Origin of the sequence: Streptomyces sp. W1SF4 (assembly GCF_003950035.1) — a bacterium.
GTDB lineage: Bacteria > Actinomycetota > Actinomycetes > Streptomycetales > Streptomycetaceae > Streptomyces > Streptomyces racemochromogenes.
The window spans coordinates 6201909-6226165 of the sequence record NZ_CP034350.1 but is presented as its reverse complement, the minus strand read 5'-3'; the positions used below and the strand labels follow the sequence as shown (position 1 = coordinate 6226165).

At 74.2% G+C, this 24257-nt stretch carries 19 protein-coding genes; 4 read left to right on the top strand and 15 right to left on the bottom strand.

All coding sequences use genetic code 11. The features are described from left to right. The first annotated feature begins 41 nt into the window (after positions 1–41). Both D1J60_RS28985 and D1J60_RS28980 read left to right on the top strand, forming a co-directional pair. Positions 42–1028 carry a helix-turn-helix domain-containing protein gene (locus D1J60_RS28985; protein ID WP_164720987.1) on the top strand — a complete coding sequence of 329 codons (987 nt, stop codon included), beginning with the start codon at positions 42–44 and terminating at the stop codon, positions 1026–1028. Next, positions 1025–3823: a SpoIIE family protein phosphatase gene (locus D1J60_RS28980; protein WP_125823087.1), complete on the top strand. Its 2799-nt coding sequence runs from the start codon at positions 1025–1027 to the stop codon at positions 3821–3823. Before D1J60_RS28985 ends, D1J60_RS28980 begins: the two co-directional genes overlap by 4 nt. 15 nt (positions 3824–3838) lie before the next feature. Here D1J60_RS28980 and D1J60_RS28975 read toward each other — a convergent pair whose 3' ends face one another. The 7 genes from D1J60_RS28975 to D1J60_RS28945 form a co-directional block, all read right to left on the bottom strand. Then, the gene (locus D1J60_RS28975; protein ID WP_125823086.1) at positions 3839–5908 is read right to left on the bottom strand and encodes a SpoIIE family protein phosphatase; all 2070 of its coding nucleotides are present in this window, start codon (positions 5906–5908) and stop codon (positions 3839–3841) included. A 135-nt stretch (positions 5909–6043) separates the two neighbouring features. Further along, a complete protein-coding gene (locus D1J60_RS28970) occupies positions 6044–6523 on the bottom strand; it encodes a DUF3574 domain-containing protein (RefSeq protein WP_125603271.1) in 480 nt (159 codons plus the stop codon). Between the two features lie 144 nt (positions 6524–6667). Beyond that, a complete protein-coding gene (locus tag D1J60_RS37465; protein WP_164720986.1) occupies positions 6668–7588 on the bottom strand; it encodes a DNA-binding protein in 921 nt (306 codons plus the stop codon). Next, positions 7585–8793, bottom strand: coding sequence for an MAB_1171c family putative transporter (locus D1J60_RS28960; RefSeq protein WP_125603272.1), 1209 nt, complete (start codon positions 8791–8793; stop codon positions 7585–7587). Before D1J60_RS28960 ends, D1J60_RS37465 begins: the two co-directional genes overlap by 4 nt. Beyond that, complete coding sequence (locus D1J60_RS28955; protein WP_125823085.1) at positions 8790–9404, bottom strand: hypothetical protein; 615 nt, start codon at positions 9402–9404, stop codon at positions 8790–8792. The genes D1J60_RS28960 and D1J60_RS28955 overlap by 4 nt, the downstream gene beginning before the upstream one ends. Positions 9405–9595: 191 nt before the next feature. Then, a complete protein-coding gene (locus D1J60_RS28950) occupies positions 9596–10783 on the bottom strand; it encodes an aromatic amino acid transaminase (protein ID WP_125603274.1) in 1188 nt (395 codons plus the stop codon). Beyond that, positions 10776–11804 (bottom strand): DMT family transporter, encoded by a 1029-nt coding sequence (locus D1J60_RS28945; RefSeq protein WP_241253431.1) that lies wholly within the window; start codon positions 11802–11804, stop codon positions 10776–10778. The genes D1J60_RS28950 and D1J60_RS28945 overlap by 8 nt, the downstream gene beginning before the upstream one ends. 166 nt (positions 11805–11970) lie before the next feature. On the opposite strand from D1J60_RS28945, the gene D1J60_RS28940 reads away from it, so the two are divergent. Next, on the top strand, positions 11971–12465 hold the full coding sequence (locus D1J60_RS28940) for an Lrp/AsnC family transcriptional regulator (protein ID WP_277607518.1): 495 nt from the start codon (positions 11971–11973) through the stop codon (positions 12463–12465). Between the two features lie 46 nt (positions 12466–12511). Here D1J60_RS28940 and D1J60_RS28935 read toward each other — a convergent pair whose 3' ends face one another. Next, positions 12512–15334: a hypothetical protein gene (locus D1J60_RS28935; RefSeq protein ID WP_125823084.1), complete on the bottom strand. Its 2823-nt coding sequence runs from the start codon at positions 15332–15334 to the stop codon at positions 12512–12514. Positions 15335–15378: 44 nt separating this feature from the next. Here D1J60_RS28935 and D1J60_RS28930 point away from each other — a divergent pair, with 44 nt between their 5' ends. Further along, complete coding sequence (locus tag D1J60_RS28930) at positions 15379–15933, top strand: hypothetical protein (protein WP_125823083.1); 555 nt, start codon at positions 15379–15381, stop codon at positions 15931–15933. Positions 15934–15949: 16 nt separating this feature from the next. Here D1J60_RS28930 and D1J60_RS28925 read toward each other — a convergent pair whose 3' ends face one another. Genes D1J60_RS28925 through D1J60_RS28895 form a run of 7 tightly spaced genes read right to left on the bottom strand, consistent with a single transcriptional unit; the run spans position 15950 to position 24256 of the window. Further along, positions 15950–16471, bottom strand: coding sequence for a hypothetical protein (locus D1J60_RS28925; RefSeq protein WP_206436592.1), 522 nt, complete (start codon positions 16469–16471; stop codon positions 15950–15952). Next, a complete protein-coding gene (locus D1J60_RS28920; protein WP_206436591.1) occupies positions 16458–18167 on the bottom strand; it encodes a type IV secretory system conjugative DNA transfer family protein in 1710 nt (569 codons plus the stop codon). Before D1J60_RS28920 ends, D1J60_RS28925 begins: the two co-directional genes overlap by 14 nt. A gap of 1 nt (position 18168) precedes the next feature. Beyond that, on the bottom strand, positions 18169–19722 hold the full coding sequence (locus tag D1J60_RS28915) for a type VI secretion protein (protein ID WP_125823082.1): 1554 nt from the start codon (positions 19720–19722) through the stop codon (positions 18169–18171). Next, entirely contained in the window at positions 19722–21248 is a 1527-nt protein-coding gene (locus D1J60_RS28910) for an SCO6880 family protein (protein ID WP_125823081.1), read from the bottom strand. The genes D1J60_RS28915 and D1J60_RS28910 overlap by 1 nt, the downstream gene beginning before the upstream one ends. Continuing rightward, positions 21248–23170 carry a hypothetical protein gene (locus D1J60_RS28905; protein WP_125823080.1) on the bottom strand — a complete coding sequence of 641 codons (1923 nt, stop codon included), beginning with the start codon at positions 23168–23170 and terminating at the stop codon, positions 21248–21250. The genes D1J60_RS28910 and D1J60_RS28905 overlap by 1 nt, the downstream gene beginning before the upstream one ends. After that, a complete protein-coding gene (locus D1J60_RS38245; protein ID WP_241253430.1) occupies positions 23160–23960 on the bottom strand; it encodes a hypothetical protein in 801 nt (266 codons plus the stop codon). The genes D1J60_RS28905 and D1J60_RS38245 overlap by 11 nt, the downstream gene beginning before the upstream one ends. Further along, positions 23957–24256, bottom strand: coding sequence for a hypothetical protein (locus D1J60_RS28895; RefSeq protein WP_125823079.1), 300 nt, complete (start codon positions 24254–24256; stop codon positions 23957–23959). The genes D1J60_RS38245 and D1J60_RS28895 overlap by 4 nt, the downstream gene beginning before the upstream one ends. Position 24257: the final 1 nt, after the last annotated feature.

Here is a 24257-nt window from a genome sequence, read left to right as displayed (position 1 = left end):
TCTGGCAGTACCGCCCGCCCGGGCTCTGGCACAGTGGCCCCATGCAGCGCGTCGCCATCGTCGCCCAGCCCGGGATCCGCGGCTTCGACCTCGCCGTCATCACCGAGGTCTGGGGCCCCGACCGCAGCCGCACCGGAGTCCCCGTCTTCGAGCTGCGCCGCTGCGCCCTGGACGACGGGCCGATCTCCCTGCCGGGCGGGCTGACCCTGATGCCCGACCGGGGCCTGGACTGGCTGGGGCAGGCCGACCTGATCGTCGTACCGGCACTGGCCGAACCCGCCGACCCGACGCCCGAGCCCGTCCTCGCCGCCCTGCGCGCGGCGCACGCCCGCGGGGTGCCGGTGGCCGCGCTCTGCGCCGGGGCGTTCGTCCTCGCCGAGGCGGGGCTGCTGGACGGCCGCCGGGCGGTGACGCACTGGTGGCTGGCCCCGCAGCTGGCGGCCCGCTACCCGGCGGTGCTGGTCGAGGAGGCCCCGCTCTTCGTGGAGGACGACGGGCTGTGGACCTCGGCCGGGGTGGCCTCCGGGATCGACCTGTGCCTGCACCTGGTCCGTGAGGCCCACGGCGCGGAGGCCGCCGCCGCCATCGCCCGCTCAATGGTCACCGGCCCCTTCCGCACCGGGGACCACGCCCAGTACCTGGACCGGCCCACCCCGGCGGCGGACCGCACGGCCGAGGCGCTGGCCGCCGTACGGCAGCAGGCGCTGCGCAGGCTGCACGAGCCGCTGGACGTGGCGACCCTGGCCCGCTGGGCGGGCATGTCCCCGCGGTCCTTCGCCCGGCACTTCACGGCGGCCACCGGCACCACGCCGCACAGATGGCTGCTGAGCCGCCGTCTGGACGAGGCCCGCAAGCTCCTGGAGCGGACCGACCATCCGGTGCCCGAGGTGGCCCGGCGCGCGGGGTTCGCCAGCGAGGTCACCTTCCGCCAGCAGTTCGGTGCCTCCTTCGGGCTGAGCCCGCGCGCGTACCGGGCGGCCGCGGCCACCGCTCCCGCGGGCGGCGACAGTGTTAGAAATGGCTCATGACCGGACGTTCGGGTCGGCACAGGGAGACGCGGCCCGCGAGCCTGCCCGCACGCCTGTGGGCGGCCCGGCACAGCATCGCCGGACAGGTCTTCTCCGTCACCGCCGTCATCGTGCTGGTGCTGATCGCCGCGGCCGCGCTGGCCCTGGTGTTCCAGGCCCGTTACGACAGCGAGCGCGGCGCCCGGGACCGCTCGCTGGCCGCCGCCGAGGCCTTCGCGCACGCCCCCGGCCTGCCCGCGGCCCTGGCGTCGGCCGACCCGACGGCCGCGCTCCAGCCGCTGGCCGAGGGCGCCCGCCGCGGCGCGGGGGTGGACTTCGTCGCCGTCATGACCACCGACGGGGTCCGCTTCACCGACTCCAGACCCGAGCTGATCGGCCGGCGCGCCACCGGGGATCTCTCCCGGGCGGTGGCGGGCGCGTCCTTCACCGAGGTGTTCCGGGGGGATCCCAGTGACGCCGTCCGCGCCGTGGTCCCCGTACGGAACGGGCGGGGCGACGTCGTGGGGCTGGTCGCCACCGGCATCGAGGTGGAGAACGTGGGCGACGCCGTGGAGGGCCAGCTGCCGCTGCTGCTCGGCGCGGCGGCCGGCGCCCTGCTGCTGGGCACCGGCGGCGCCGCCCTGGTCAGCCGCAGGCTGCGGCGCCAGACCCGGGGCCTGGGCGCCGTGGAGATGGCCCGGATGAACGAGCACCACGAGGCGGTGCTGCACGCCGTGCGCGAGGGCGTGCTGATCGTCGGGGCCGACCACCGGCTGCTGCTCGCCAACGACGAGGCCCGGCGGCTGCTCGACCTGCCCGCCGACGCCGAACAGCGGTACGTCGGCGACCTCGGCCTGGACCCGCGCACCACCGAACTGCTGCTGTCGGGGCGGGTGGCGACGGACGAGGTCCACCTGGCGGGCGACCGGCTCCTCGCCGTCAACGTACGGCCCACGGAGCCGTTCGCCGGGCGGCCCTCGGGCAGTGTCACCACCCTGCGCGACACGACCGAGCTGGCGGCGCTGTCCGGGCGCGCCGAGGTGGCCCGGGAGCGGCTCCAGATGCTCTACGAGGCGGGCGTGCGGATCGGCACCACCCTGGACGTGGTGCGGACGGCGGAGGAGCTGTCGGAGGTGGCGGTGCCGCGCTTCGCGGACTTCGTCACGGTCGAGCTGCTGGAGCCGGTGCTGCGCGGGGACGAGCCCTCGTCGGCGGCGGGGGCGCACACCCGGATGCGCCGGGCGGCGATGAGCGGGACCCGCTCCGACCAGCCGCTCCAGCCGGTCGGGGACGTGATCCGCTTCGACGTGCCGACGGCTCCGATGGCCACGGCCCTGGCCGCCGGGCACGCGGTGCTGGCCGCCGACCTGCACGCGGCGATGGGCTGGCGGGCGCAGGACGAGGCGGGGACGAAGCAGGCCCTGGACTACGGCTTCCACTCGCTGATCTCCGTACCGCTCCAGGCCCGGGGCGTGGTGCTGGGCATGGCCAACTTCTGGCGGGCGGCCGACACCCCGGAGGCCTTCGACGAGGAGGACCTGTCCTTCGCGGAGGAGCTGGGAACGCGGGCGGCGGTGTCCATCGACAACGCCCGCCGGTTCACCCGCGAGCACGCGACCGCCGTGGCCCTTCAGCGGAGCCTGCTGCCCCGGGTGCTGCCCCGGCTGAGCGCGGTGGACGCGGCGTTCCGCTACCTGCCGGCGACGGCGGGGGTGGGCGGGGACTGGTTCGACGTGATCCCGCTGCCGGGGACCCGGGTGGCGCTGGTGGTGGGCGACGTGGTCGGGCACGGGGTGCACGCGGCGGCGACGATGGGCCGGCTGCGGACGGCGGTGCACAACTTCTCCACCCTGGACATGCCGCCGGACGAGCTGCTGGGCCACCTGGACGAGCTGACCGACCGGATCGACCAGCTGGAGGACGGGGAGTCCGGCGCGGGCGCCGAGGGCCCGGGCCTGGCCGGGGACGCGGAGGAGCCGCCGGCCGGGATCACCGGCGCCACCTGCCTGTACGCCGTCTACGACCCGGTGTCCGGGCACTGCACGATGGCCAGCGCCGGGCACCCCGGGCCCGCCCTGGTGCACCCGGACGGGCGGGTGGAGTTCCCCGAGCTGCCCACCGGGCTGCCGCTCGGGGTCGGCGGCATGCCCTTCGAGACGGCACGGCTGGAGCTGCCCGAGGGGAGCCGGCTGGTGCTGTTCACTGACGGGCTGCTGGAGGACCGCCACCGGGACTTCGACAGCGGGCTAGCGCTGCTGAGCGAGACGCTGTCGCGGCCGGGCCGCAGCCCCGAGCAGGCCTGCGCGGACGTGCTGTCGGCGATGCTGGTCCCGGTGCCGAGCGACGACATCGCGCTGCTGGTGGCGGACACCCGGCGGCTGGAGCCGGACCGGATCGCGGAGTGGGAGGTGCCCGACGATCCGGCGGCCGTCTCCCGGGTGCGGCGGGAGGCCGCCGCGCAGCTGCGGGACTGGGGGCTGGAGGAGGCTTCGTTCACGGCGGAGCTGATCCTCAGCGAGCTGATCACCAACGCCATCCGGTACGGGAACGAGCCGATCCGGGTCCGGCTGCTCCGCGACCGGTCGCTGATCTGCGAGGTCGCCGACGGCAGCAGCACCTCCCCGCACCTGCGGTACGCGGCGACGACGGACGAAGGGGGCCGGGGCCTGTTCCTGGTGGCCCAGTACGCCGAGCGGTGGGGCACCCGTTACACGGAGCGCGGCAAGGTCATCTGGGCGGAGCTGTCGTCGTCGGGCGGTGAGGCCCTGGTGCCGCTGGAGATGGACCTGGACGCCCTGGAGGACCTGGGCTGGTGAGGACCGCCCGACTCGTCACGGGGTGCGGGAGGTGCGGGCCAGCAGGACGGCCACGTCGTCCTGCGGAGCCTCGGGCAGCAGCCGGGCCAGGACGTCGTCGCACAGCTCCTCCAGCGGCCGGTCCGCCCGGCGCAGGGTCCGGGCGAGGCGGTCCATGCCCTCGTCGAGGTCCCGGTGGCGGCACTCGATCAGCCCGTCGGTGTACAGGGCGAGCAGGGTCCCGGGCGGCAGCGGGACCTCCTCGGTGCGGAAATCCCGCCCGCCGGTGCCCAGCGGGGGGCCGGGCGGCCCCTGGAGGAAGGCGACCCGTCCGCCGGGGGTGGCCACGGCGGGCGGCGGGTGCCCGGCGCGGGCGACGACGCAGCCGCCCGTCACCGGGTCGTGGACGGCGTAGACGCAGGTCGCCATCTCGTCCTCGCCGAGGTCGGCCACGACCGCGTCCAGGGAGCGGAGCATCCGCGCGGGCGGTACGTCGTGGCGGGCGAGGGTGCGCACGGCCGTGCGGAGCTGGCCCATGACGGCGGCCGCGTGGATGCCGTGGCCCATGACGTCGCCGATGACGAGGCCGGTGCGGCCGCGGGGCAACTGGATGACGTCGAACCAGTCGCCGCCGACGTCGTGCTCGCTGGCGGGCAGGTAGCGGCCGGTGAGTTCCAGGCCGGGCACCTCGGGCAGGGCGCTGTTGGTGAGGCTGCGCTGGAGGGTGAGGGCGGCCTGGCGCTGGCTGGTGTACATGCGGGCGTTGTCGATGTTCAGGGCGGCCCGGGCGACCAGTTCGTCGATGAGGACGCAGTCCTGCGCGTCGAAGGGCTCGCGGGAGCTCAGCCGGGTCACGGCGACGGCTCCGAGGACCTTGCCGCGGGCGACCAGGGGCACCATGCGGGCCGATCCGAGGGTGGCGAGGTAGTCGCGCAGGGCGTCCGCGCGGGGGTCGGTGATCAGTGCGGGGATGTCGGAGGCGTACAGGTTCATGGGCACGCCCTCGGCGATGACGCGCTCGTAGACGGTCCCGGCGGGGATCTGGAAGGTCTGGCCGGGTGCGAGGCGGGAGGTGGGGGCGGCGGGGTCGGGGAAGGTGGCGGCGAGCCTGCGCAGCACCCCGTGGGCGGAGGCGGCGGCGACGGCGCTCTCGTCGGGGTCCAGGACGGTTTCGAGGAGCTGTACGTCGGCGGAGTCCGCGAGCTGCGGGACGAGGAGGTCGGCGATCTCCTGGGCGGTGCGGCCCAGGTCGAGGGTGGTCCCGATGCGGGTGCCGGCCTCGGCGAGCAGGGCGAAGCGGGACCGGGCCCGTTCGGCCTCCAGGAGGGCCCGCTGGCCCTCGGTGATGTCGATGAGGGAGGCGATCAGGCCGAGGGGACGGCCGCTGCCGTCGAGCAGGGGGGCGTAGGAGCAGGACCAGGTGCGGTCGTGGCCGGGGTCGGCGGGGGTGCGGCCGGTGCGGCGGACGTCGACGACGGCGGTGCCCCGTTCGAGCACCTGGCGCATCGTGTCCTCCAGGGCGGTGGCGTTGACGCCGGGGACGACCTCGCTGAGGCGCCGGCCGAGGTGCTGGGCGGCGGGGACGCCGTTCATCCGGGCGAGGGCGTCGTTGACGCGCAGGAAGCGCAGGTCGGGGCCGAGGGTGGCCAGGCCGATCGGGGACTGGGTGAAGAGGCTCTGGAGGGCGGCGAGGGAGTCCCGCATGCGCAGGACCTCGGAGGTCTCGACGGCGATGAGCATGGCGCCGGTGCGGCCCTGGGGGTCGGCGGCGGGGACGATCCACATCTCCATGGCCACCCGGTGTCCGTCGCGGTGGCGCACGGGCAGGGTGCCGACGACGGTCTCGCCGGCCTGGACCCGGCGGGTCAGGTCGTCGGCGAGCTCGCGGTTGGCCTCGGGGACGAGCACGGCGGTGCCGGGGCGGCCGAGGACGTCCTCGGGGCGGTGGCCCAGCAGGTCCTGGGCGGCCAGGGACCACTCCACGACGCGGCCGTCCGCGTCCTCCCGCCACAGGGCGATCGGGAGCAGTTCGCGCAGTACGCCCGCGTACCCGACCGCCGCCGCCGGCGGGTCGGGCACCTTGCTCGTCGACTGGTACGTGTCCAATGCACCGACCTCACCCCGAGGGGGCCCAATTCGTACCGATTCACCCTATCCGAGCCCCCGGCGCGGGGCGCTCCGCACGGGCCCGGCGCCGACGGAGGGGCCCCGGTCCGGGCTCGCCGGACCGGGGCCCGCCGGTCAGAAGTCGACCTGGGAGCGGACGTCCTCCCGGCCGACCGATTCGAGTTCCCACATCGTGCAGTAGAGGCGGCGGATGTACTCGATGTCCGCGTTCCGGGCGCGGGCCTCGCGCACCGGGTACATGACGGTCAGCTCGTACGATCTCTCGCGGTTGATGTCGCCGTCCTTGTCGCGCCACTGGCCGCGGCCCTCCTGGAGGGTCAGCCCGGAGGGGAAGCGCGGGGTGACCACGTCGGCGATGAACTTGTCGAACTCCTCGTCCGTGATCGGCGGGTGCCCGTCGTGCCGGCCGGTGCCGAAGTAGAGGTGGGTCGAGATGTACGGGCTGCCCGTCTGGGCGGTGTCCGCCTCGGCCGACGCCGCCGAGACGGTGCCGGCCCCCAGGGAGGACTGCGGGGCCGGCCCGCCGAAGGTGAGGAGGAGCGCCGCCGCCGCCAGCAGGCCGGCGGCGGGTGCGGAGATCCTTATGCTGCGCATGCAGTCGTCCAATCAGTCCGTGTGTCGTGCGCGGTCCGCGGACCGGCGGGTGCGCGGGACGCGCCGGGGCGGCCCCGGTGCGGTCCGGGAGGTCTGGGGGTGTACCGCGGGGGCGTCTCGTGACGTCCCGGCGGGGCTCGTGGGTCAGGCGGGCAGCGATTCCCGCAGGAAGGCCGCCGCGTCCCGCAGCGCTGCCGGGGCCGCCGGGGCCCGGTGCAGGGCCGCCGCCGTCCGGCGGAGGGTCTCGGTGGTGCGCACCGAGCCGATCGCGGCGGCTCCCGGGGCGACCCGCGCGATCAGCTCCTCCGCCTCGCGCCAGGCCCCGGCCCCGGCCAGGGCCGAGAGCAGCTCCGCGGTGAACAGGTGCCGGTAGGAGGGGCCCGGGGCGGTGGCCGCCCGGTGCAGCAGCGGGATGGCCCGGTCCCAGCGGCGCAGCCGGGCCTGGACCCAGCCCTCGTGGCCCAGCAGTTCGGCCTCGTCGAGCCACCAGGCCCAGTGCGGGTCCCGGCGGGAGACCCCGTCGAGGAAGCGGCCGCGGGCCCGGGAGATCAGCTCCAGGGGCTCCGTACGGGCTCCGAGCAGGGCCGTCGCGTGGGCCCGCCGGATCAGGACGAGGCCGGCGACGCGGGCCGGCAGCGGCCGGGGCCCGTCCGCCCGGGCGGCGGCCGCCAGGGCGGCGCGGGGCCGCCCGGTGTGGGTGGTGAGCATGCTGTGGTTCAGCAGGACCAGCCGGGCCGTCCAGCGGTCTCCGCAGAGGTCCGCCAGGGCCAGCGCCCTCGCGTTCATCCGGCCGGCGGCCCGGTAGCGGCCGGCGTCGAAGAGGATCCAGCCGATGACCTCGGTCAGCTCGGCGAGGGCCGCGAGCCGGTCCGGGCCGTACCCGCCGAGGGCCCGGGGGTCGGCCGACAGCTCCGGGATCCGGCGCACGGCCTCGCGTACGGCGGGCACGGCGGCCGTCGCACCCTGCCGGGCGTCCAGGGCCAGCAGGCGGCCGGTGGTGCGCACGGCGAGCCGGAGCGCCGCCTCGTGCTCCTCGGCTCCGCCGGGCGGGGCGGCCGCCGTCATGACAGCAGGCCGGCGTCGAGGGCGCGGGCGCGGCGCCGGCCGAGGTCGTCGAAGGAGGAGGCCACCTTGCTCAGCCAGTCCACCTCGTCGCGGAAGTCCTCGTAGGGGGGTCGCGCGGGGATGTCGCAGGCCTCGGCCCGTTCGGCCCGCTCGTGGGGCGGGCGGCTGAGCACGGCGCGCACCTGGAGCGCCTCGCCCAGCGGCGAGGTGGGGTCCTCCGGGAGCTCCAGGGAGCGGGCGACCCGGACGAAGTCCTCCAGGGAGAGGGAGGTGCGCAGGATCAGCTGGCCGTCGCGTATCTCGATGACGCGCCGGTAGAGGCGGTAGTGCGGGTCCCGGGGCGGCACCAGGTCGCGCAGCCAGGAGCGGGGCGGGTCCAGGGCGATGTCCGGGGAGGCCTCGTACAGGGCCCACCACAGGGGCCGCAGGCGGCGGTAGGAGCGGTAGCTGCGGGCCCAGCCGCGGGCCCGGGTGATGCGGATCCCCCAGGAGGGGATGGTCCAGCCGGCGATCTGGAGGAGGGCGCCGACGCTGCCGCAGGTCCACTGGATCGGGTCGAGCGCGGCCGCGTCGTAGTCCAGGCGCGTCCCGGCGATCTGGATGCCCCGGGTGACGCAGTAGACGAGGATCATGCCGGCGCCGACGGTGACGGTGCGCATGCCGACCTTGAGCCACTGCCGGTTGGCCATCGTGGTGAAGCGCAGCGACAGGCGGACCGTCTCGAACTGGCCGACGGCGCAGATCAGCAGGTAGAAGGACATGTAGAGGGCGTAGCTGCCGTGCTTGATGCTGAGCAGGATCGTGGAGGTGGCCGTCTCCGAGTGCGCCACGGGGCCGACGGCGAAGGACGCGACGACCAGGACGGCGAGGGCCGCGGCGAAGAACAGGACGCGGCGGCGCGCCGTGCGCCGGGCCTCGGCGGGCGGCGAGGACCAGCAGACGAGGACGACCTGCTGGGCGGCGGTCAGCACGACCACGGCGGCCTGGGTGATCAGCGAGGTGATGTTCGGCAGGCCGAAGAAGGCGGAGATGTGCAGCCGGAGCTGGTCCAGGTCGACCAGGAAGCTGATCCCGGAGCAGAGGAAGTAGGTGCACAGCGCCCACAGGGCGATGTCGTTCCTGCGGCGCAGCAGGTCGGGAAGGCGGTACGCGAAGGCCGCGAGGCCCACGAAGGCGCAGACCCACGCGAGGACGGTGTAGATCACGCGGGCCCCTGGTCGGGGCGGCCGAGCCCGCTCTCGATGCGGGCCACGATCTCGGCGGCCTCGTCGGGCACGCCCCAGGCGCGCTCGGTCCAGCGCTTGGTGGCGCGGGCCAGGATCAGCGAGGCCATGGTCTCGGCCTCCTGCTCCTCGTCGTCGCTGTAGCGGGAGCGCATGAGGACGCCGCGCACCGCCTCGGGGTCGACGTCCGAGAACAGCTCGCCGGGATCGCCCTGACCGGCCGCCGGGGAGGGTCCGGCACCGGGCTGGTCCAGCTGTACGGAGCCGTCGTGGTCGAAGGCTATGTGGGCGAGCTCGTGGGCGATGATGTGTTCCTTGTGCGACGCCGAAGCGGCCTTCTCGAAGGCGATGATGTCGAAGTCATCGGTTTTCAGCCATATGCCGAAGAGATGCCGCTCGGGGAAGGCCGTCGGAATCAAATGGATGGGCCGCCCGCGCTGCTCGCTGAGATATGCGTGGAGTTCGTCGATGCCGCAGCCGTGCTCCATGCCCCACTCGGAGAGCAGGGCCTCGCAGGTGTGGCGGACCTTCTTGAGACGGCGCCTGAGCCGTCTGTCCTCCGACGCCGGTAACCCGGAGCCAGGTAACTTCATCCCTCAGTCCTCCGGGGAACCCAGCGGTCGGACAATGCGGCCATGATGCCACACCCCAACTCGGCCCTGCTCAAGGCCAGTTCTATCCGGCCATTCACTTCCGGATTCCGGCTGCCGATTTCCCTTGACCAGGGATGACGGGGAGGAAATCGGCAATACACCGGAATTACCGGAAAGAGGCGCCCCTCCCGTCAGCGGCCCGCGAGCACTCCGGCGATGCCCCGCGCGAGGCAGGGGACCCGGTCGGCGGGGATGCCCGCGATGTTGACGCGCCCGGCGGTGGTCCCGTAGATGGCGTACTCCCGGCGCAGCCGGAGCATCTCCTGCGCCGTCAGCGGCAGCATCGAGAACATGCCGCGCTGCCGTGCGAGCGAGCGGGCCTGCGCCTGCCACCCCATCGCGGTCAGGCGAGCGGCCAGGTCCGTCCGGTTGGCTTCGATGCGGGCCCGCATCGCGTCCAGCTCCGCGCGCCACAGGTCCCGTAGCCCCGCGTCCTCCAGGACGGTGGTGACGACGGCGGCCCCGTGCTCGGGCGGCATGGAGTACAGGGTCCGGGCGGCGTTCTGCAGGGCCGTCTCGGCGTGCCGCACCGCCCGCGCCGACGCGCCGAGGACGATGGCGCAGCCGGTGCGGTCGCTGTAGAGGCCGAAGTTCTTGGAGCAGCTGACCGCGACGAGCATCTCCGGGACCCGTTCGGCCAGCAGGCGCGTCGCCGCCAGGTCGGCCTCCAGCCCGTCGCCGAGCCCGTGGTAGGCGAGGTCGACGAACGGGACCCAGCCGTCCCGGGCCGCCAGCTCCGCGAGCGCCGCCCAGTCCTCGGGCGCCGGGTCCGCGCCGGTCGGGTTGTGGCAGCAGCCCTGGAGCAGGACGACGTCGTCGCGGCGCGCCCCGGCCAGGTCGCGCAGGACTCCGGCGGCGTCGAACCCGCCCTCGGCGTCGCACCAGCCGAAGGTGCGGACCTCCAGGCCGGCGGCCTCCAGGATGGGGCGGTGGTTGACGTAGGCGGGGTCGCTGATCCACACCGTGGTGCCGGGGCGCGTCCGGCAGATCAGGTCGGCGAGCAGGCGCAGCGCCCCGGAGCCGGCGACGGTCTGGACGGCCGCGGCCCGGTCGGAGGGCCCCTGCGGGCCGAGCACCAGGTCCAGCAGGGCCCGGTTGAAGGCGGCGTTGCCGGAGAGCCCGCGGTACTCCTTGGACTCGGAGCGCTCGGCGAGGCGTATCTCGGCCTCGCGGACGGCGGCCATCACCGGGGTGCGGCCGGTGTGGTCGCGGTAGACGCCGAGGACCAGGTTGAGCCGCTCGGCCCGCTCGTCGGAGCCGAACTCGTACGTCAGGTCCCACAGCGGGTCGGTGGGCGGCGGGGGGAGGAGCTCAAGCATCTGCGGGGACCTCGGGGCGGGGGGCGGGACGGGCGGGGGCGGAAGCGGCGGGCGCGGAACCGGCGGGGGTGCGGCGGCGGTTGGCGAGCACGACGCCGGCGGTGATCAGCGGTACGCCGATCAGCACCGCCGGGGTCGGGGACTCGCCGAGGACGGGGACGGCGAGGAGGACGACGGCGACGGGGCTGAGGCTGCCGACGACGGAGCTGCGCTCGGCGCCGAGGCTGCGGATGGCGTAGGCGTAGAGCAGGCCGGCGCACAGCCCGACCCCCAGGCCCTGCACCACGAGGAACGTGGCGATGTCGCCGCCCGTGGCGTGCGCGAGGCCCGTCGGGAGCGCCCCGGTCAGGACCAGCAGCCCGATCACGGCGAAGGAGGGCAGGCACAGCAGGCCGATCGACCCGGCGGGGTCGAGGTCGACGTCCCGCAGCCCGACCGTGTAGAGGGCCCACAGCCCGCTGGCGACCAGGAGGGTGCCGGCGCCCTCCAGGACGTCGGTGTCGACGGGGACGACGTAGCGCCAGACGAGGGCGGCCACCCCGGCCGCGATCAGCGCGAGCCCGGCGACCTGCGTGCCCTTCGGCAGTCCGTGGCCGCGGGCCGCCATCAGCGCGGCGACGAACAGCGGGACCATGCCGGGGACGATCGAGCCGACGAAAGCGGCCGAGGTCAGGGATCCGCCGTGCATGGCGGCGAGGAAGAACGGCACCCCCGCCCCACAGACGATCTTGAGTGCGGCGCCCGGCTTCACGGCGGCGATGCGGCGCCTGCGCCGCCACAGGGCCGGCGCCAGGACGAGCAGCGGGACGCCGAAACGCAGCAGGGCCGCGTCGGCGGGCAGGAGGCTGGAGGCGCTCAGGCCCCGGGCGCTCAGGGCGAAGGCCGCCCAGATCGCCACGGTCACCAGCAGCGCGGCCATGCCGCGCGCCTGCGGTGACGGTCCGCGCCGGGCGGGGTTGCCGGCCGGCGGGACCGCCGTGTCGTGAGGCGCGGCCGCGCCGGTGGTGTTGGTCGCGACCAAGGGATCTGCTCCAGCCTGTGAGAGCGGGCCGGTCCGGCCCGTTCGCGGGCAACGTTAGGGCTTTGGCCGGGGCAGCCGATTGCCAGTTCTGCTGCTCGGACATACGTTTGGGGCAGGATCTGCCAAGAAACGGCGGAGAAGCCCCCCGGAACGCCCGGGAAAGCCCTTGGGAGCAGTCTTGGACGCGGTCGACCTGCAGATCATCCGGGAGTTGCAGGCCGACGGCCGGCTCTCCAACCAGGACCTGGCGGACCGGGTCCGCCTCTCGCCCTCCCCGTGCCTGCGGCGGGTCCGCCGGCTGGAGGAGGCGGGGCTGATCCGCGGCTACACGGCCGTCGTGGACCAGGTGTCCTTCGGGCTCCCGATCACCGTCTTCGTACGCATCCGCCTGGAACGGCACACGGCGGAGGCGGTCGCCCTCTTCGAGGAGCACGTCGCGGTGATCGAGCACATCCAGGACTGCTACCTGATGGCGGGCAGCAGCGACTACCTGCTCCGGGTGGTCATCGAGGACCTGGAGGCGTACGAGTCCCTCGTGCGCCACCGCATCCACGCCATCCCCGGCATCGCGTCGATCGAGTCGAGCTTCGCGTACGGCAGCGTCAAACAGTCCCGCACCTACCCGCGCCCCACCCCGGGGCGCGGGGCGCGGAACCCCTGACCGCCGCGGCGGGACCGCAGGACGCGGGCGGGTCGCCGCCCGCCCGTCAGGTGGCCAGCCGGGGCGAGCGGGCCGCGGCGGGGGCGGGGGCCGCCACACGGGGTGCCGGGGCCGCGGCCCGCGCGGGCGGTGCGGCGTCCGGCTGGGTGGCCGACAGGCGCACCGCGTGGGTGCGGGCCGCCCGGGCCATGACGGTCAGCGCCTTCACGTCCTCGGGGGCGAAGCGGCCCGCGGCGACGGCTGCCGTGACCGCCGCACCGGCGCGCTCGGCCACGGCCCCGTAGGGAGCCGCCGCCCGGCCGGGGCCCTCGGGCAGGTCGTGCGGGGGGAGCTGCTGCCACGCCTCGCGCAGGCCGCGGATCCGGGGGTGGTCCGAACCGGCCAGCTCCCGGCCCATGTCGCTGCGGATCCAGGTCTGGAAGGCGCGGCTGACGCCCTCCCCCGCCTGCCGGGCGTCCTGCGCGGTGGCGTACGGGGCGGGCGCCGCCGGGCCGTCGTACCGCTGGGACGGGCCCTGCGGGCCGGGCTGCGGCGGGGTACGGCCCGGCAGCCCCTGGCCGCCGTCGCCCGGGGGACGCCGCGCCGCCCGGTGCCGGGCGAGCTGGGAGCCCTGGAGGGCCGTGGCCATGAAGCCGGCGGAGACGTTCCCGCTCTCCGGCGGGGCGACCTTGGCGTCGAACGCGGCCAGGCGCTTCGCGTCGTCGCCCCGGCTGTCGAAGACGTTGCCGGGGAGCATGCGGGACGCGGCCCCCGTCACGTCGACCGTGTGCCGCCTGCCCCGCGCCTCGAACTCCAGCCGGTAGCCGAGGTACTGGCGGTCGTCGTCGAAGACCAGCTCCCCCCGTACCTCCCCGCCGGCCGAGCGGACGGCGGACTCCACGGGGTCGAGGGCCTGCGGGAGGCGGGAGACGCGGCCGAGGCAGGCCACGTACGCGTCGCCCTCGATGCCGAGGGAGTTGCCGTCGCTGTCGAGGGCCTCCAGGCGGACGCGGCCGTCGGGGGCGGTCACCGTACCGACCGAGCCGAGGTAGCGGCCCCCGTACGTCACGAGGCGGCCGTCACCGCCGTACTCGGCGTCGTGTGCGCGGCGCAGAGCCGTGTACTGGGCGTCGTTGTGGAGGACGAAGGGCGCGTCCTTGCCGACCATGAACACCCGGGCCTCGGGGTCGGCCTGGAGGATGATCTCCGCGTTGGCGATGGCGGCGCCGCCGACGCCGGCGATCACCCAGTCCTTGGCGACGGCGGGGTCGTACTCGCCGTCGCCGACCTCGTCGCCCATGAGGACGCGGCCGGGGGCGAGCTCGGCGGCCCGTTCCCATGCGGCGGTGGCCCGGAGCGTCTCGGTCGCGCCCGGGACCTTCGCGTCCGCCGAGGCACTCAGGACGGCCGATACCGGCGGATCGGCCAGCACCTCCAGAGCGGCCGCCGCGCGGCCCTCGCCGTCCGGGAGGGCGAGGAGCCTGGCGCGGGCCGCCTCGGCTTCGGGGGTGCCCGCCGCGGTGAGGGCCTCGGCGAGGACCGCCGTCGCCTCCCGTTCGGTCGGTATCCGGCGGTCGGCGCCGGGGATGATCTCGGGCGGGATGCCGGTGGCGATCAGGGGGGCGCCCTTGACCTCCACCTTCACGGGGTCGGAACCGTCGGCCGGGACGATCTCGGCGATCAGGCGGCCTTCGGCGCTGACGCCCAGCTCCGCCCGGCCGTCGACGAGCGGGCCGCGCGCGGCGGCGGTGTCCTCCCAGAGCTGGAGGGCCGGCAGCGGCACCCGTTCCTGCGGGCCGGCGAACTGGTACGGGTCGCCCATGCCGCTCTGGCGCAGGTGGCGGACCTGGTCGGCGGACTGGACGATCGCCGTGATGGGGTCCACGTGCCAGCGTCCGCGGGCGTCCACGAGCAGGGCGCCGGGGTCGCGTCCGGCGAGGGCGGCACCACCGCCGATCATGATCTCGAACTCCGGGTACCGGCCCTCGGGGAGGTCCGCCTGCCGGGCGCGCAGTTCGGCGAGGGTCCGGGCGCTGAGCTCGGTCCGCCGGCTCGCGGCCTCCGCGGCGGCCCGGCCCAGCTCCTCTCGCGGCACGGGCGTCCCGTCGGGGCGCAGGCCGGGCATGGGGTACGCGTCTGACAGGGCCACCGGCTGCGGGGCCCGGGCGCGGGCGGCGCGGGCGGCCGTCAGGGCCTGGGCATCGGCGGGGTCGAGCTGCTCCAGGGGGAGGGCGAGCGCGTCCAGGGCGGTGCGTGATTCCTCGGGCAGGTGCCAGTGGACGACGTTCAGGCGTACTTCCACCGCATACGCGTCGTCAGCGTGGTTCGGGTCGTCCTGAGGGGTCCACGTGCGCAGCCCGGACTCGTCGACCAGTGCGGAGAAGCGGTCTCGCGCCTCCCTGCGCTCCGCGACCGTGATGTCCGCGTCGTTCATCCTGCGGGTGAGGTACGCGAACTCGCCGACACGGCCCCGGTCGGCGTCGGACAGCTCAAGCTCCGCGGGCAGGGTCGCACCCGGGGCCAGCAAGTCGGCCATGGGCGCCGGTCCGCCGACGGCAGCGCGCTCCCGTACGGCGAGGAGCTCCCCCAGCTCGCGGGCCAGGACCTGTCCGGCCTGATCGGGACGGAGCGTATCGGCGAACTGGACGACGTACCGGTCGGCCGTGGTGTTGGTGAAGGTGCGGGCCGCCGTCTGCCGAGGCAGTTCCGCCGTGTCCAAGCGCAGCTCGACGGGATTTCCGGCCGGATCACCGAGCAGGAAGAACCGCCGGCCGTCCCGCTCGGTGAGGGTGCCGCCCCGCAACCGCGCGGAATAGAGGTCCCTCAGCACCTCGGGCAATGCCGCTTCGGCCGCGGCGAGCAGCCGCCCTTCGCCCGTGCTCAGGTCCACTGACGTCCCCCCACTTGACCTGCCCATTCCAGTAGGATCATGTCATGTTGATCACTCGTTCGGCGCAGGAATCGCACCTCTACATGGATCTCCATGCCTGCGTGTGCGGTGCGAATCGGTTCGACCGCGAGCACCATGTCGAGGACCGCGACGGCGTGCTGGTCAGCGTCTACGAAGGCGCCTGCTCCGAGTGCGGCCGTACCCGCGTGTTCGAGTTCGTCTTCGCCGACGACCGTCCTGTCGCTCCTCCGGCCTTCGGTGGTCCCGAGCCCTCGCAGATCATCGACCCGGGCGAGTTCCTCTGGGTGGCCAGGCGGTTGTCACTCGCATCCGGGCAGCAGCTGCTGAACACCCCGAACGCCGAGCACCGCGAGATCCGGCCGACCGTCGCATACGCGGCCGCCGCCCTCGAAGAGGTCGTCAAGTTCCTTCCCGAGGAAGCCGACCGGATCCCCGAGGAACGGTTCACATCCGAGCTGGGCCGGGAGATGTACGCGCAGGACCCGTCGCGGTTCAAGCGCGCCTTTCTCGTCTCCACGCTGGAGCGGGACCGGAAGATCCTCGCCGGCATCGACCGCGTCAGCCCTCCCCTGGGCTGAGCGGTCCCTCCCCCGGTCACAGCGGCGGGTCCGGCTCCGCCCGGCGGCGGGTGAGTTCGGCGGCCGCCGGGTGGGCCGCCGGGGCCGTGGCCGCGGCGGAGTGGGTCAGGTACTGCTCGAAGGCCTCCGCGGCGCCGGGGGGCGCCGGGACGAGCGGGGGCGGGTCCTGGTGGGTGCCGGTCGCGCAGGCCGGGAGTTTCAGGTGCGGGACGAAGGCGTGCAGGGTGTTGATCCAGTCGGCCTCGGCGAGCTCGCGCCCGGGCGGGTCCTCCCCCGCGTAGGTGCGCGTCCAGCCCGTGTAGAGGGCGGTGAGGTGCTCGACGACCGCCGGGTGGCGGTACCAGCAGTGCGTGAGGGTGTTGTGGAGCTCGTACGTGGTGCGCAGCCAGTCGGCCCACACGCCAAGTTCCCTCAGCCGGGCCCGCCGGCCGGCGGGGTCCATGGCCGCCCACACCCAGCGCTGCGGCTCTTGCGCCGGGGCGCAGGAGGGGACGGCCGGCCACAGGGCGGCCGGGTCGGACAGGTCAGGGTCGGTCAAGGCCGGCCGCCTTCTTCTCGGGCCCGGGCTTCGGTCCGGACAGGAGCCTCCTGAGGTCCTTGTCGCGGAACGTCAGCCGCATCCGCACTTTGACCGGCGGCAGGTTGGTGTACTGCGCGATCGCCGTGAAGTCGGGGAGCTGCTGGAGCGAGTGGACCGGCGCGAGGTCGGTCTCGGTGGTCTGGGTCGTGGTGGAGTGCTCGCCCCGGGAACGGCCGTGGCTGGTCTTCACGACCTCGGTGCGCCCGTACAGGCCGGAGAAGTAGCGCAGGGTCTCCAGGTCGCCGCAGCCGGGCAGGAGCATGCGCAGGCCGCTGGCGGACAGGACGGTGTTGGCCTTCTGCGTTCCTAGGGATTCGCGGAGCTGGGACAGGTCGTGCCAGACGGTCAGCAGGGTGATGCCCATGCCCCGTCCGGTGGTGAGGATGTTGGGCAGGCGGGGGTAGCGGAGCATGTTGCCGGCCTCGTCGACGAGGATGCCGACGCCCGGGTCGATGGGCGTGCCCGTGGAGTTGTACAGGGCTTCCGCGGCGTGGATCGCTCCGGCGATCAGGGAGCTGATGAGCGGGGCGAAGCGGTCGGCGTCGGCCTCGGAGGCGATGACGCAGATGGTGCCCCGCTCGTCGAGCCACCGCTCGAAGGTGAAGTCGGAGCGGGCGCAGGTCTCCCGGACCTCCTCGTCGGCGAAGACCCTGGCCAGGACGTTGAGGCTGAACTGGATGGAGCCGATGCCGTCCTCGTGCAGGCGCAGCCAGGGGGAGGCGTAGTCGTCGGCGACGTCGGTGTGGCCGTGCGCGAGGAGCACGGCGCGGACGTGGTCGACCGCGTCCTTGCCGAGGGAGATCCAGCGGCGCATGTCGGCGAGGCCGCCGCCGGAGAGGCGGGCGGCGAGCAGGATGCCCTTCAGGACGCTCTTGGCCTGGTCGACCCAGGGGGCCGCCCGTTTGTCGTCGCCCGAGGAGGAGGCCTCGGCGAGCCAGGAGGCCATGCGGTCGGCGGCCTTGGCGTCGGTGCAGTACTCGACCGGAGACCAGTGGTCGCCGGCCCGGCCGGGGATGCCGGCCGGGGCGATGACCCAGACCGGCCCGACGGCGCGGCGGCGCGCGTGGATCACGTCCAGGTCGGCCGCCTTGGTGGTGGTCACCACCAGGGGACCGGCCCATTCGGCCGCGTTCGGCAGGACCAGGCCGGTGGTCTTCGAGGAGCCCGGTACGCCGAACACCGTCGCGGAGATGTTGGGCTGCGCGGCGACGATCTTGCCGGTGCGCAGGCCCCGTCCGGCGGTGATGCGGTTGACGCGCCGGGCGGGGGCGTCGGGGGCGGCCATCTTCCGCTCCGTCTTCGCTCCGCCCCACTGGGCGCCGCCCGTGCGCCCTCGGGAGGACAGCAGGGCGGCGGCCTTGACGGCGGCGACGCCCACGGCCAGGACGAGGAGGGCGGTCAGGGTGTAGAAGAGCCAGGAGGGCGGGGCCGGGTGGAAGACGGAGCCGGGGCCCTTGGCCAGGGCGTGGATCACCGTCTCGGGAACGGTTTCCCCGCTGCGGGCCCAGCCGCGCCCCGACAGCAGGGCGGCGAGCGGTCCGGCCAGCAGGACGGCCCCGCCCACCGTGACGACGAGGCCGGCCCCGTACGCGGCCAGCAGGGTGTTGTCGTCCACCGTCGCGGTCGCCGAGGACCGGGTGCCGCGGTCGGCCACGTCAGATCACCATCCGTTCATCGGTCTCGAACAGGTGCTGCTCGGTGCGGGAGAGGATGAGCTGCACGGCATGGGAGCCGCCGCCCCGGCCGACCTTCCACAGGGCCCGGCCGCGCTGCGCCGCGCCCCAGGAGCCGATCAGGTCGCACTCGGCCGAGGTCAGCCCGATCGCCTCGCGCGTGAAGGCGAGGGGGCGGGTGTCCTGGGCGAGCTGGATGCGGGTCTCGCAGCTGGAGATCAGGTCGCGGGCGATGGCGACGGCCTCGGAGCCGGCGGCGCCGACCGACTCGAAGTCGGACAGGCGGTGGGTGGCGAGGACCTGGATCGTGCCGGTCGCGCGCGACAGGCGCAGGTCGGCGTCGATCTTCTTGACCATGGCGGCGCCTCCCGAGCGCATCTGCCGCCACAGCTCGTCACGGATGACGATCCGGGGGGCCTGGCCGGGCCGGTCGATCGCCGACTGGGCCCAGGAGGAGACGCAGGACAGGACCATGGCGACGGTCTCGTCGCCGTAGGGGGTCAGCGCGCTGATGTCGACGCTCTGGATGGGGGCGGCCCAGTCCAGGCCGAGGGAGGTCTCCTGGTCGAAGAGGCCGCCCAGGTGGCCCGTCACCATGATGCCGAGCGCCGAGCGGATGGAGGCCATGGACTCCCGGGCGCGCTGGACGTCCCCGTCCCGGATGCGCAGTTCACGGGCCATCAGGTCGGTGGGGTCGCGCAGTTTGTCGTAGACGAGGGGAAGGGTGGGCGTACGCAGCGACGTGGTTCCGGACAGCTCCCCCGTCAGGTCACGCACGGCGACGTCGAGTGCTTCCTCCTCCTGCGGTTCGAGGGTGCGGCGCAGCTGGAGTTCCAGGAGGGCCTTGAGGAGGGTGAGGCGGCGGCGGTGGATCTCCGTCAGCCGGCCCTTGAGGACGGCGGGGTCCTTGATCCGGTCGAGGTCGGCGCCGAGCGGGCCCGCGTCGAGGGGGTTGAGGCGGCCGGGCAGGCCGGGGCCGAGCCGGACCGGCTCGACGCCGAGGTGCCGGCACATCGCCGCGTACTCGCCCTTCACGTCCCCCGCGATCAGCGCCTTGTGCCCGAAGGCCATCAGGCGGAAGGCGAGCGCCTTGACGTGGGCGCTCTTCCCGGAACCCGGGATGCCCGTGATCATCACGTTCGGGTTGGTGACCAGGCCCCGCTGCACCCAGACGGTGGGGTGTGCCGAGAACGCCGCCGTGGTCAGCACGTTGTGCCCGATGTACGCGCCCACCGCGGGCAGGCTCGCGGCGTGCAGGAACGGGAAGGCCCCGGCCGCGTTGACCGTGGTGGCCCGTACGACCTCGGCGCGCGGGAGCGAGGCCGAACGGCCCGCGAACGGCCCCTTCCAGCCCTTCTTCGGAGCGACCCGCATGACGGAGGCCGGGTCCTCCAGGAACCGGGCCTCGCGCAGCTCGCGGGCGCTGGGCCCCTCGGGGCGCCGGGCCGCGGGTACGGCTCCGATCCCGGCGGCCTCCCGCAGCCCGGTCTCGGCCAGCAGGGTGCCGTCGTCTGCCTTGCGGCGGAGCAGCGCCATCAGAACGCCCCCCGCCGGTCCGGCAGGCCCTGGCCCAGGGGCAGGGCCCCGGCCGCGAAGCCGACGTCCTGGGTGCCCCACATCCGGCGCAGCTCCAGGTTGGCGGCGCCCGCGTCGGCCTGGAGCTCCGCGCACGCGGTCTCCAGCTCGTCGGCGTCGGTGACGGTGACCGACAGGATCGCCGTCATCCGGACCACGCCCTCGCCGGCCGCGCGCTCCGCGTCCTGGCGGCGCGCGATCATCTCGGCGCGGCGCTCGTCCTCGCTCTCGTCCCGGCCGGTCTTGGCGCGGAGCTTGCGGGCCGCGTTGCGCTTGGTGGTCTCGCGGGCGAGTTCGCTGCGCGCCCGGCGGGGGCCCAGCGGTTCGTACACGAGGGACAGGCTGCGGCGGGCGTTGGCCCGGGGGCGCAGCAGCGGCTGGAGGAAGGTCGCGTAGACCTGCGACTGGGGCCAGCCGCGCACCTGGTAGGAAACCGTCCAGGCGCCGTCGTGCCGGTAGACGCCCATGCCGGTCTCGGCGTACGCCGGCCCGGCGAGCTCGACGTCGACGCCGGGCGCCGCGCCCTCCCATCCCGGATTGGCCGCGGCGGCCTTGCGGGTCGCGAGCATCACCTGGGCCTCGGGGTCGTAGGCGGTGCGTATCGTCTGGGCGACCCCGCGGGGGTCCAGCCACTCCTCGACCTGGAGGCTCGCGCTGGAGAGGGCCTGTCCCATCGCGTGCAGTTCGCGTACGAGGACGGCGGCCGCGCCCACCTGGCCGCCGCCGGCCCCCTTGATGGCGAGGCGCGCGCGGGAGGCGGACAGGGTCACCGACAGGTACGTCTCACGGGCGGACGCCGACGGGCCCGCGCCCTCCATCACCTCGGTGAGCGCGGTCACGGCGGCTTCCGGGGCGTCCGCGCTGATGTGCCGGGCCGTCCAGGACGCCAGCGCGGCGCCGTCGTCGGGCAGGACGCGCTGGTGCACGCTCAGGCGGGTGACGGGCGAGTCCTCCGTGCAGTACGTCCGCAGGAGCGCCGCCCATCCGGCGACGCGGGTGGCCTGCCGGTCGGTGTCGATGAGTGCCAGGCCCGGATAGGTCACCCGGGCGACGGCCGTGTACGTCGCGGCGACCGGGTCGTGGCTGATGCCGAGCCGGCCGCCGAGGCCGTCCGGGGCCTCCAGGATCCGCAGCCGGGCCAGGGTGCCCGGCAGGTCCATGGGCTGCTCGCCCGTTTCCTTGCTGCGCGGGGCCAGTGCCCCGCTGTGGAAGATGTTCCGTCGGGTTGCCACAGCGATCTGGTGCCTTACTGCGAGGAGGATCCATTCGTCGGCGGACAGGCCCATGACCCGGCCGAAGGCGAGGCCGACGAGGAGGAGACTGACCGGGACGCAGACCAGGGCCGCCGTCCAGCTCCCGAGGTTGAGGGGCAGGAGCAGCAGCAGGGCCGCGGTGGCGACGAGCGCGAACCCGGGCCCGGACATGTGCCCGAACCAGCCGGAACGCTCCGACTGCCAGCCCCCGTAGGTGGGGTGACTCTGCGCCATCAGTTCTCCTTACCGGGCGGCGGCGGGGCCATGGGCTCCGTGCCGTCGTACATCTGCGTGGGCTCGGCGGGGCTGATGCCGATGCCCTGCCGGGGCGGTGGAGGGGGCACCTCCACGAACGAGCCCACGGGCGGGGCTTCGGGTGCCTCGGCCTCCGCCGGGTCCGCCCGGTCCTCGCGGTCCTCGCGGGACCGGCGCTGGGCGACCACGCCGTGCCGGCCACCGGCGGCGCCGTGGCCGAGCCCGGCGTTGGCCGCGGTGTTGGCCATGCCCGACTCCAGCGCGTCCTTTCCGGCGGCCGCGAACTGGAGCCCGACGGTGGCGGCCGAGATCCCCCCGGCGAAGGCGCCCTTGACCGCCCCGCCCGCGGCGGCACCGCCGCCTTGGGGGGCACCGGCGTCCATCAGGGGGGCTTCCCGCTCCAGGGCCTTGGTGTAGCCGCTTCCGCCACCGACCGATCCGGCGCCGCCGGACTGCCCGCCGGAGCCCGAGACGGATGACGAGCCGATCGAGCTCATCAGCCCGGACATCATCGAGGCGCCTTCGCCGTTGGTGGTGAAGGTCAGGAACTTCGCCAGCACCGGCCAGCAGAAGCAGGCGCCGAGGAAGATCACGAGCCCGACGATCACGTTCTGGACGCCGGTGCTCTCTCCCATCGCGAAGAAGCCGATGGTGAAGAGGAGGACGATGACCGGCTTCATGAGGATCAGGCTGATCATCGCGTTGCGCGCCGAAGGCCACCAGTTCTTGGTGGAGTCCGTGATCTCACCGGTCAGCACGATCGGCATGGCGACGACCAGGATCATGATCCCGGCCTGCCGCATCAGGATCTCGATCCACAGCGCGCCGATCGCCACGATGGTGACGACGCCGATGACGATCACGACGCCGACGGCGGCGGGCGCCACGGCCTGGCCCGTGACCGCCATGGTCCCGGTCACCCCCGCGACCCCGCCACTGGTGGTGAGGGAGGCGAACATGGTTCCGAGCTGCTGCTTCATCGCCTCGGCGGCGCCGCCCTCCTTGCCGAAGGAGAACTCGACCATCCACTCGGAGAGTTCGTCCGCGACCATCAGGCCCTGCTGCGTGAAGAGCATGTAGACGCTGCTGACGACGCCCCACTTGAGCAGGCCGCCCAGGGCGGTGCCGGCCAGCTCCCCGCGTTGGGAAACGGCCGTCTTCCCGAACTGGATCAGCACCAGAAAGGCGGCGAGCATCGCGCTGACCGCCATGGTGATGCCGAGCGGTTTGCCGATTCCCGCCTGGGCGAGGTCGATGGTGGACGACTTGTTGAAGAGGTTCGCGAACTCCCCCAGGAGCCACACCACGCCTTCGCCGATGTAGCCGGCGGCCTCCTTCAGGGCGTCACTGGCGAGCTTGGAGATCTTCCCCGCGGCCCACTCCCCGAGGGTCGGCGTGAGCGGATACTCCGGCTCCCACTTGTTCAGGCAGACCTTGAAGATGCCGCCCTCGTTCACGCATTTCGTGAGGGCTTCGTTCAGCTTGGGGTAGTTCTCCAGCTTGTGCTTGTCCTTGGTGGCCTCCTGCCACTCCTTGAGCCGCTTGAGCTCGTACTCCTTCTTGCCCTCGTCGTCACAGTTGCGGGCGGCTGTTCCGTCCGCGCCCTCGCAGATGCCTATGTCGCGCCCGGGGATCTCCCCCTTCTTCGCGGTCCGGCAGAGCTCCTGGTCGCGGATCACGCTCTCGTAGCAGTAGTGGCCCTGCTTGTCGATGCCGATCGCCCCCGAGGCGTTCGCCTCGAAGTCCTTCGGAACCGGCTCGGGCGGCCCGACCTTGGCGTGGTACTCCTGCTTGTCCTCGGCCATGGCGGGCGCCGACGCGGTACCCAGCATGCAGAGCAGCGTGGCCACCAGGACCACGAGGGCCCGGACCAGCGGGTGCGACGAAGTCCTAACCCGCACGCTGCACCTGCCGCCACCCGTCGCGCCAGGCGTACGGGGATTCGGGGAAGTACGAGACCGGGTGGCTCGAGTTCTTCACGTAGCCGGGCTGGTTGGTGATGCGCCACATCCCGTTCTGCCAGCGCAGGACCACGCTGGTGAGCTCGCCCTTCAGAGGGTTGGTGTCCGGTTTTCCGTCAGGTCCGGTCGCGTAGCGGTCGTAGGTCATCCAGACCTCGATCACGTCGCCGTCCTTCTCGCCCTCCACCGGCAGCGCGTAGTAACGCACCGCCTGTACCGACGTGGTGAAGGAGATGGCGGACGGGGTGCCGCCGGAGGGCGGCAGGCCGGCCTGCTCACGCAGCTTGCGCACCTCGGACACCTGCTGGTCGACGTAGCCGGGCGCGTCCGGCGAGACAACGGCCTCCAGCTGCTGCCGGGCCTTCTGGTCGTCCAGCCAGGCGTACTCCTCCCACCAGTACACCGCCGCGCTCACCGCGTCGACCCCTGAGTGCCTGAAGCCCGTGGCCACGCCGTTGGCGTGCCCGGTCGGCTTGAAGAGCTTCAGCTTCGGGCCCGTCTCGGGTGTCTTCGACAGTTCCGCTCCGGACGCCGACGGCCCGGCCGAGGGGCCCTTCGCGGGCGCCCCCGGGGCCGGGGCACCCGCCTTCGGGGCGCCGGGGCCGCCGTCGTCGTCCAGCAGTACGGCGGCGCCGTAGCCGCCGCCGGCCAGGAGGACCGCCGCGGCCACCGCGAGCCCGGCCAGGGTCAGCTTGGCCCTGCGGGCCTTGCGGTCGCCGTCCGCGCTCACTTGTTGCCTATCAGGTTGTACGCCATGAGCACGAGCGCCGAAGTGGCTCCGATCCCGCCCGCGCCGATCAGCGACGCCAGGACGCCCGTCTTGCCGCGCGCGGCGAGCTGCGCGTTGGAGGAGTTGTGCCCGACGGCGATGGCCGCCCAGGACAGGAGACCGCCGAGGACGGCGACCGCCAGGCCGATGCCCGCCGCCCAGCCCAGGACCGTCGTCACGGCGTTGTTCAGTTCGTTGGGGACGGTGGGGGTGAACTTCGGGACGGCGTCGGCGAGGACGTGCGTGGTCATGCTCATG

Bases quoted from the DNA above. Each gene is read 5' to 3' on its own strand.
- D1J60_RS28985 (WP_164720987.1), top strand. From the start codon at position 42: ATGCAGCGCGTCGCCATCGTCGCCCAGCCCGGGATCCGCGGCTTCGAC.
- D1J60_RS28980 (WP_125823087.1), top strand. From the start codon at position 1,025: ATGACCGGACGTTCGGGTCGGCACAGGGAGACGCGGCCCGCGAGCCTG.
- D1J60_RS28970 (WP_125603271.1), bottom strand. From the start codon at position 6,523: ATGCGCAGCATAAGGATCTCCGCACCCGCCGCCGGCCTGCTGGCGGCG.
- D1J60_RS37465 (WP_164720986.1), bottom strand. From the start codon at position 7,588: ATGACGGCGGCCGCCCCGCCCGGCGGAGCCGAGGAGCACGAGGCGGCG.
- D1J60_RS28955 (WP_125823085.1), bottom strand. From the start codon at position 9,404: ATGAAGTTACCTGGCTCCGGGTTACCGGCGTCGGAGGACAGACGGCTC.
- D1J60_RS28950 (WP_125603274.1), bottom strand. From the start codon at position 10,783: ATGCTTGAGCTCCTCCCCCCGCCGCCCACCGACCCGCTGTGGGACCTG.
- D1J60_RS28930 (WP_125823083.1), top strand. From the start codon at position 15,379: ATGTTGATCACTCGTTCGGCGCAGGAATCGCACCTCTACATGGATCTC.
- D1J60_RS28915 (WP_125823082.1), bottom strand. From the start codon at position 19,722: ATGGCGCTGCTCCGCCGCAAGGCAGACGACGGCACCCTGCTGGCCGAG.
- D1J60_RS28910 (WP_125823081.1), bottom strand. From the start codon at position 21,248: ATGGCGCAGAGTCACCCCACCTACGGGGGCTGGCAGTCGGAGCGTTCC.
- D1J60_RS28895 (WP_125823079.1), bottom strand. From the start codon at position 24,256: ATGAGCATGACCACGCACGTCCTCGCCGACGCCGTCCCGAAGTTCACC.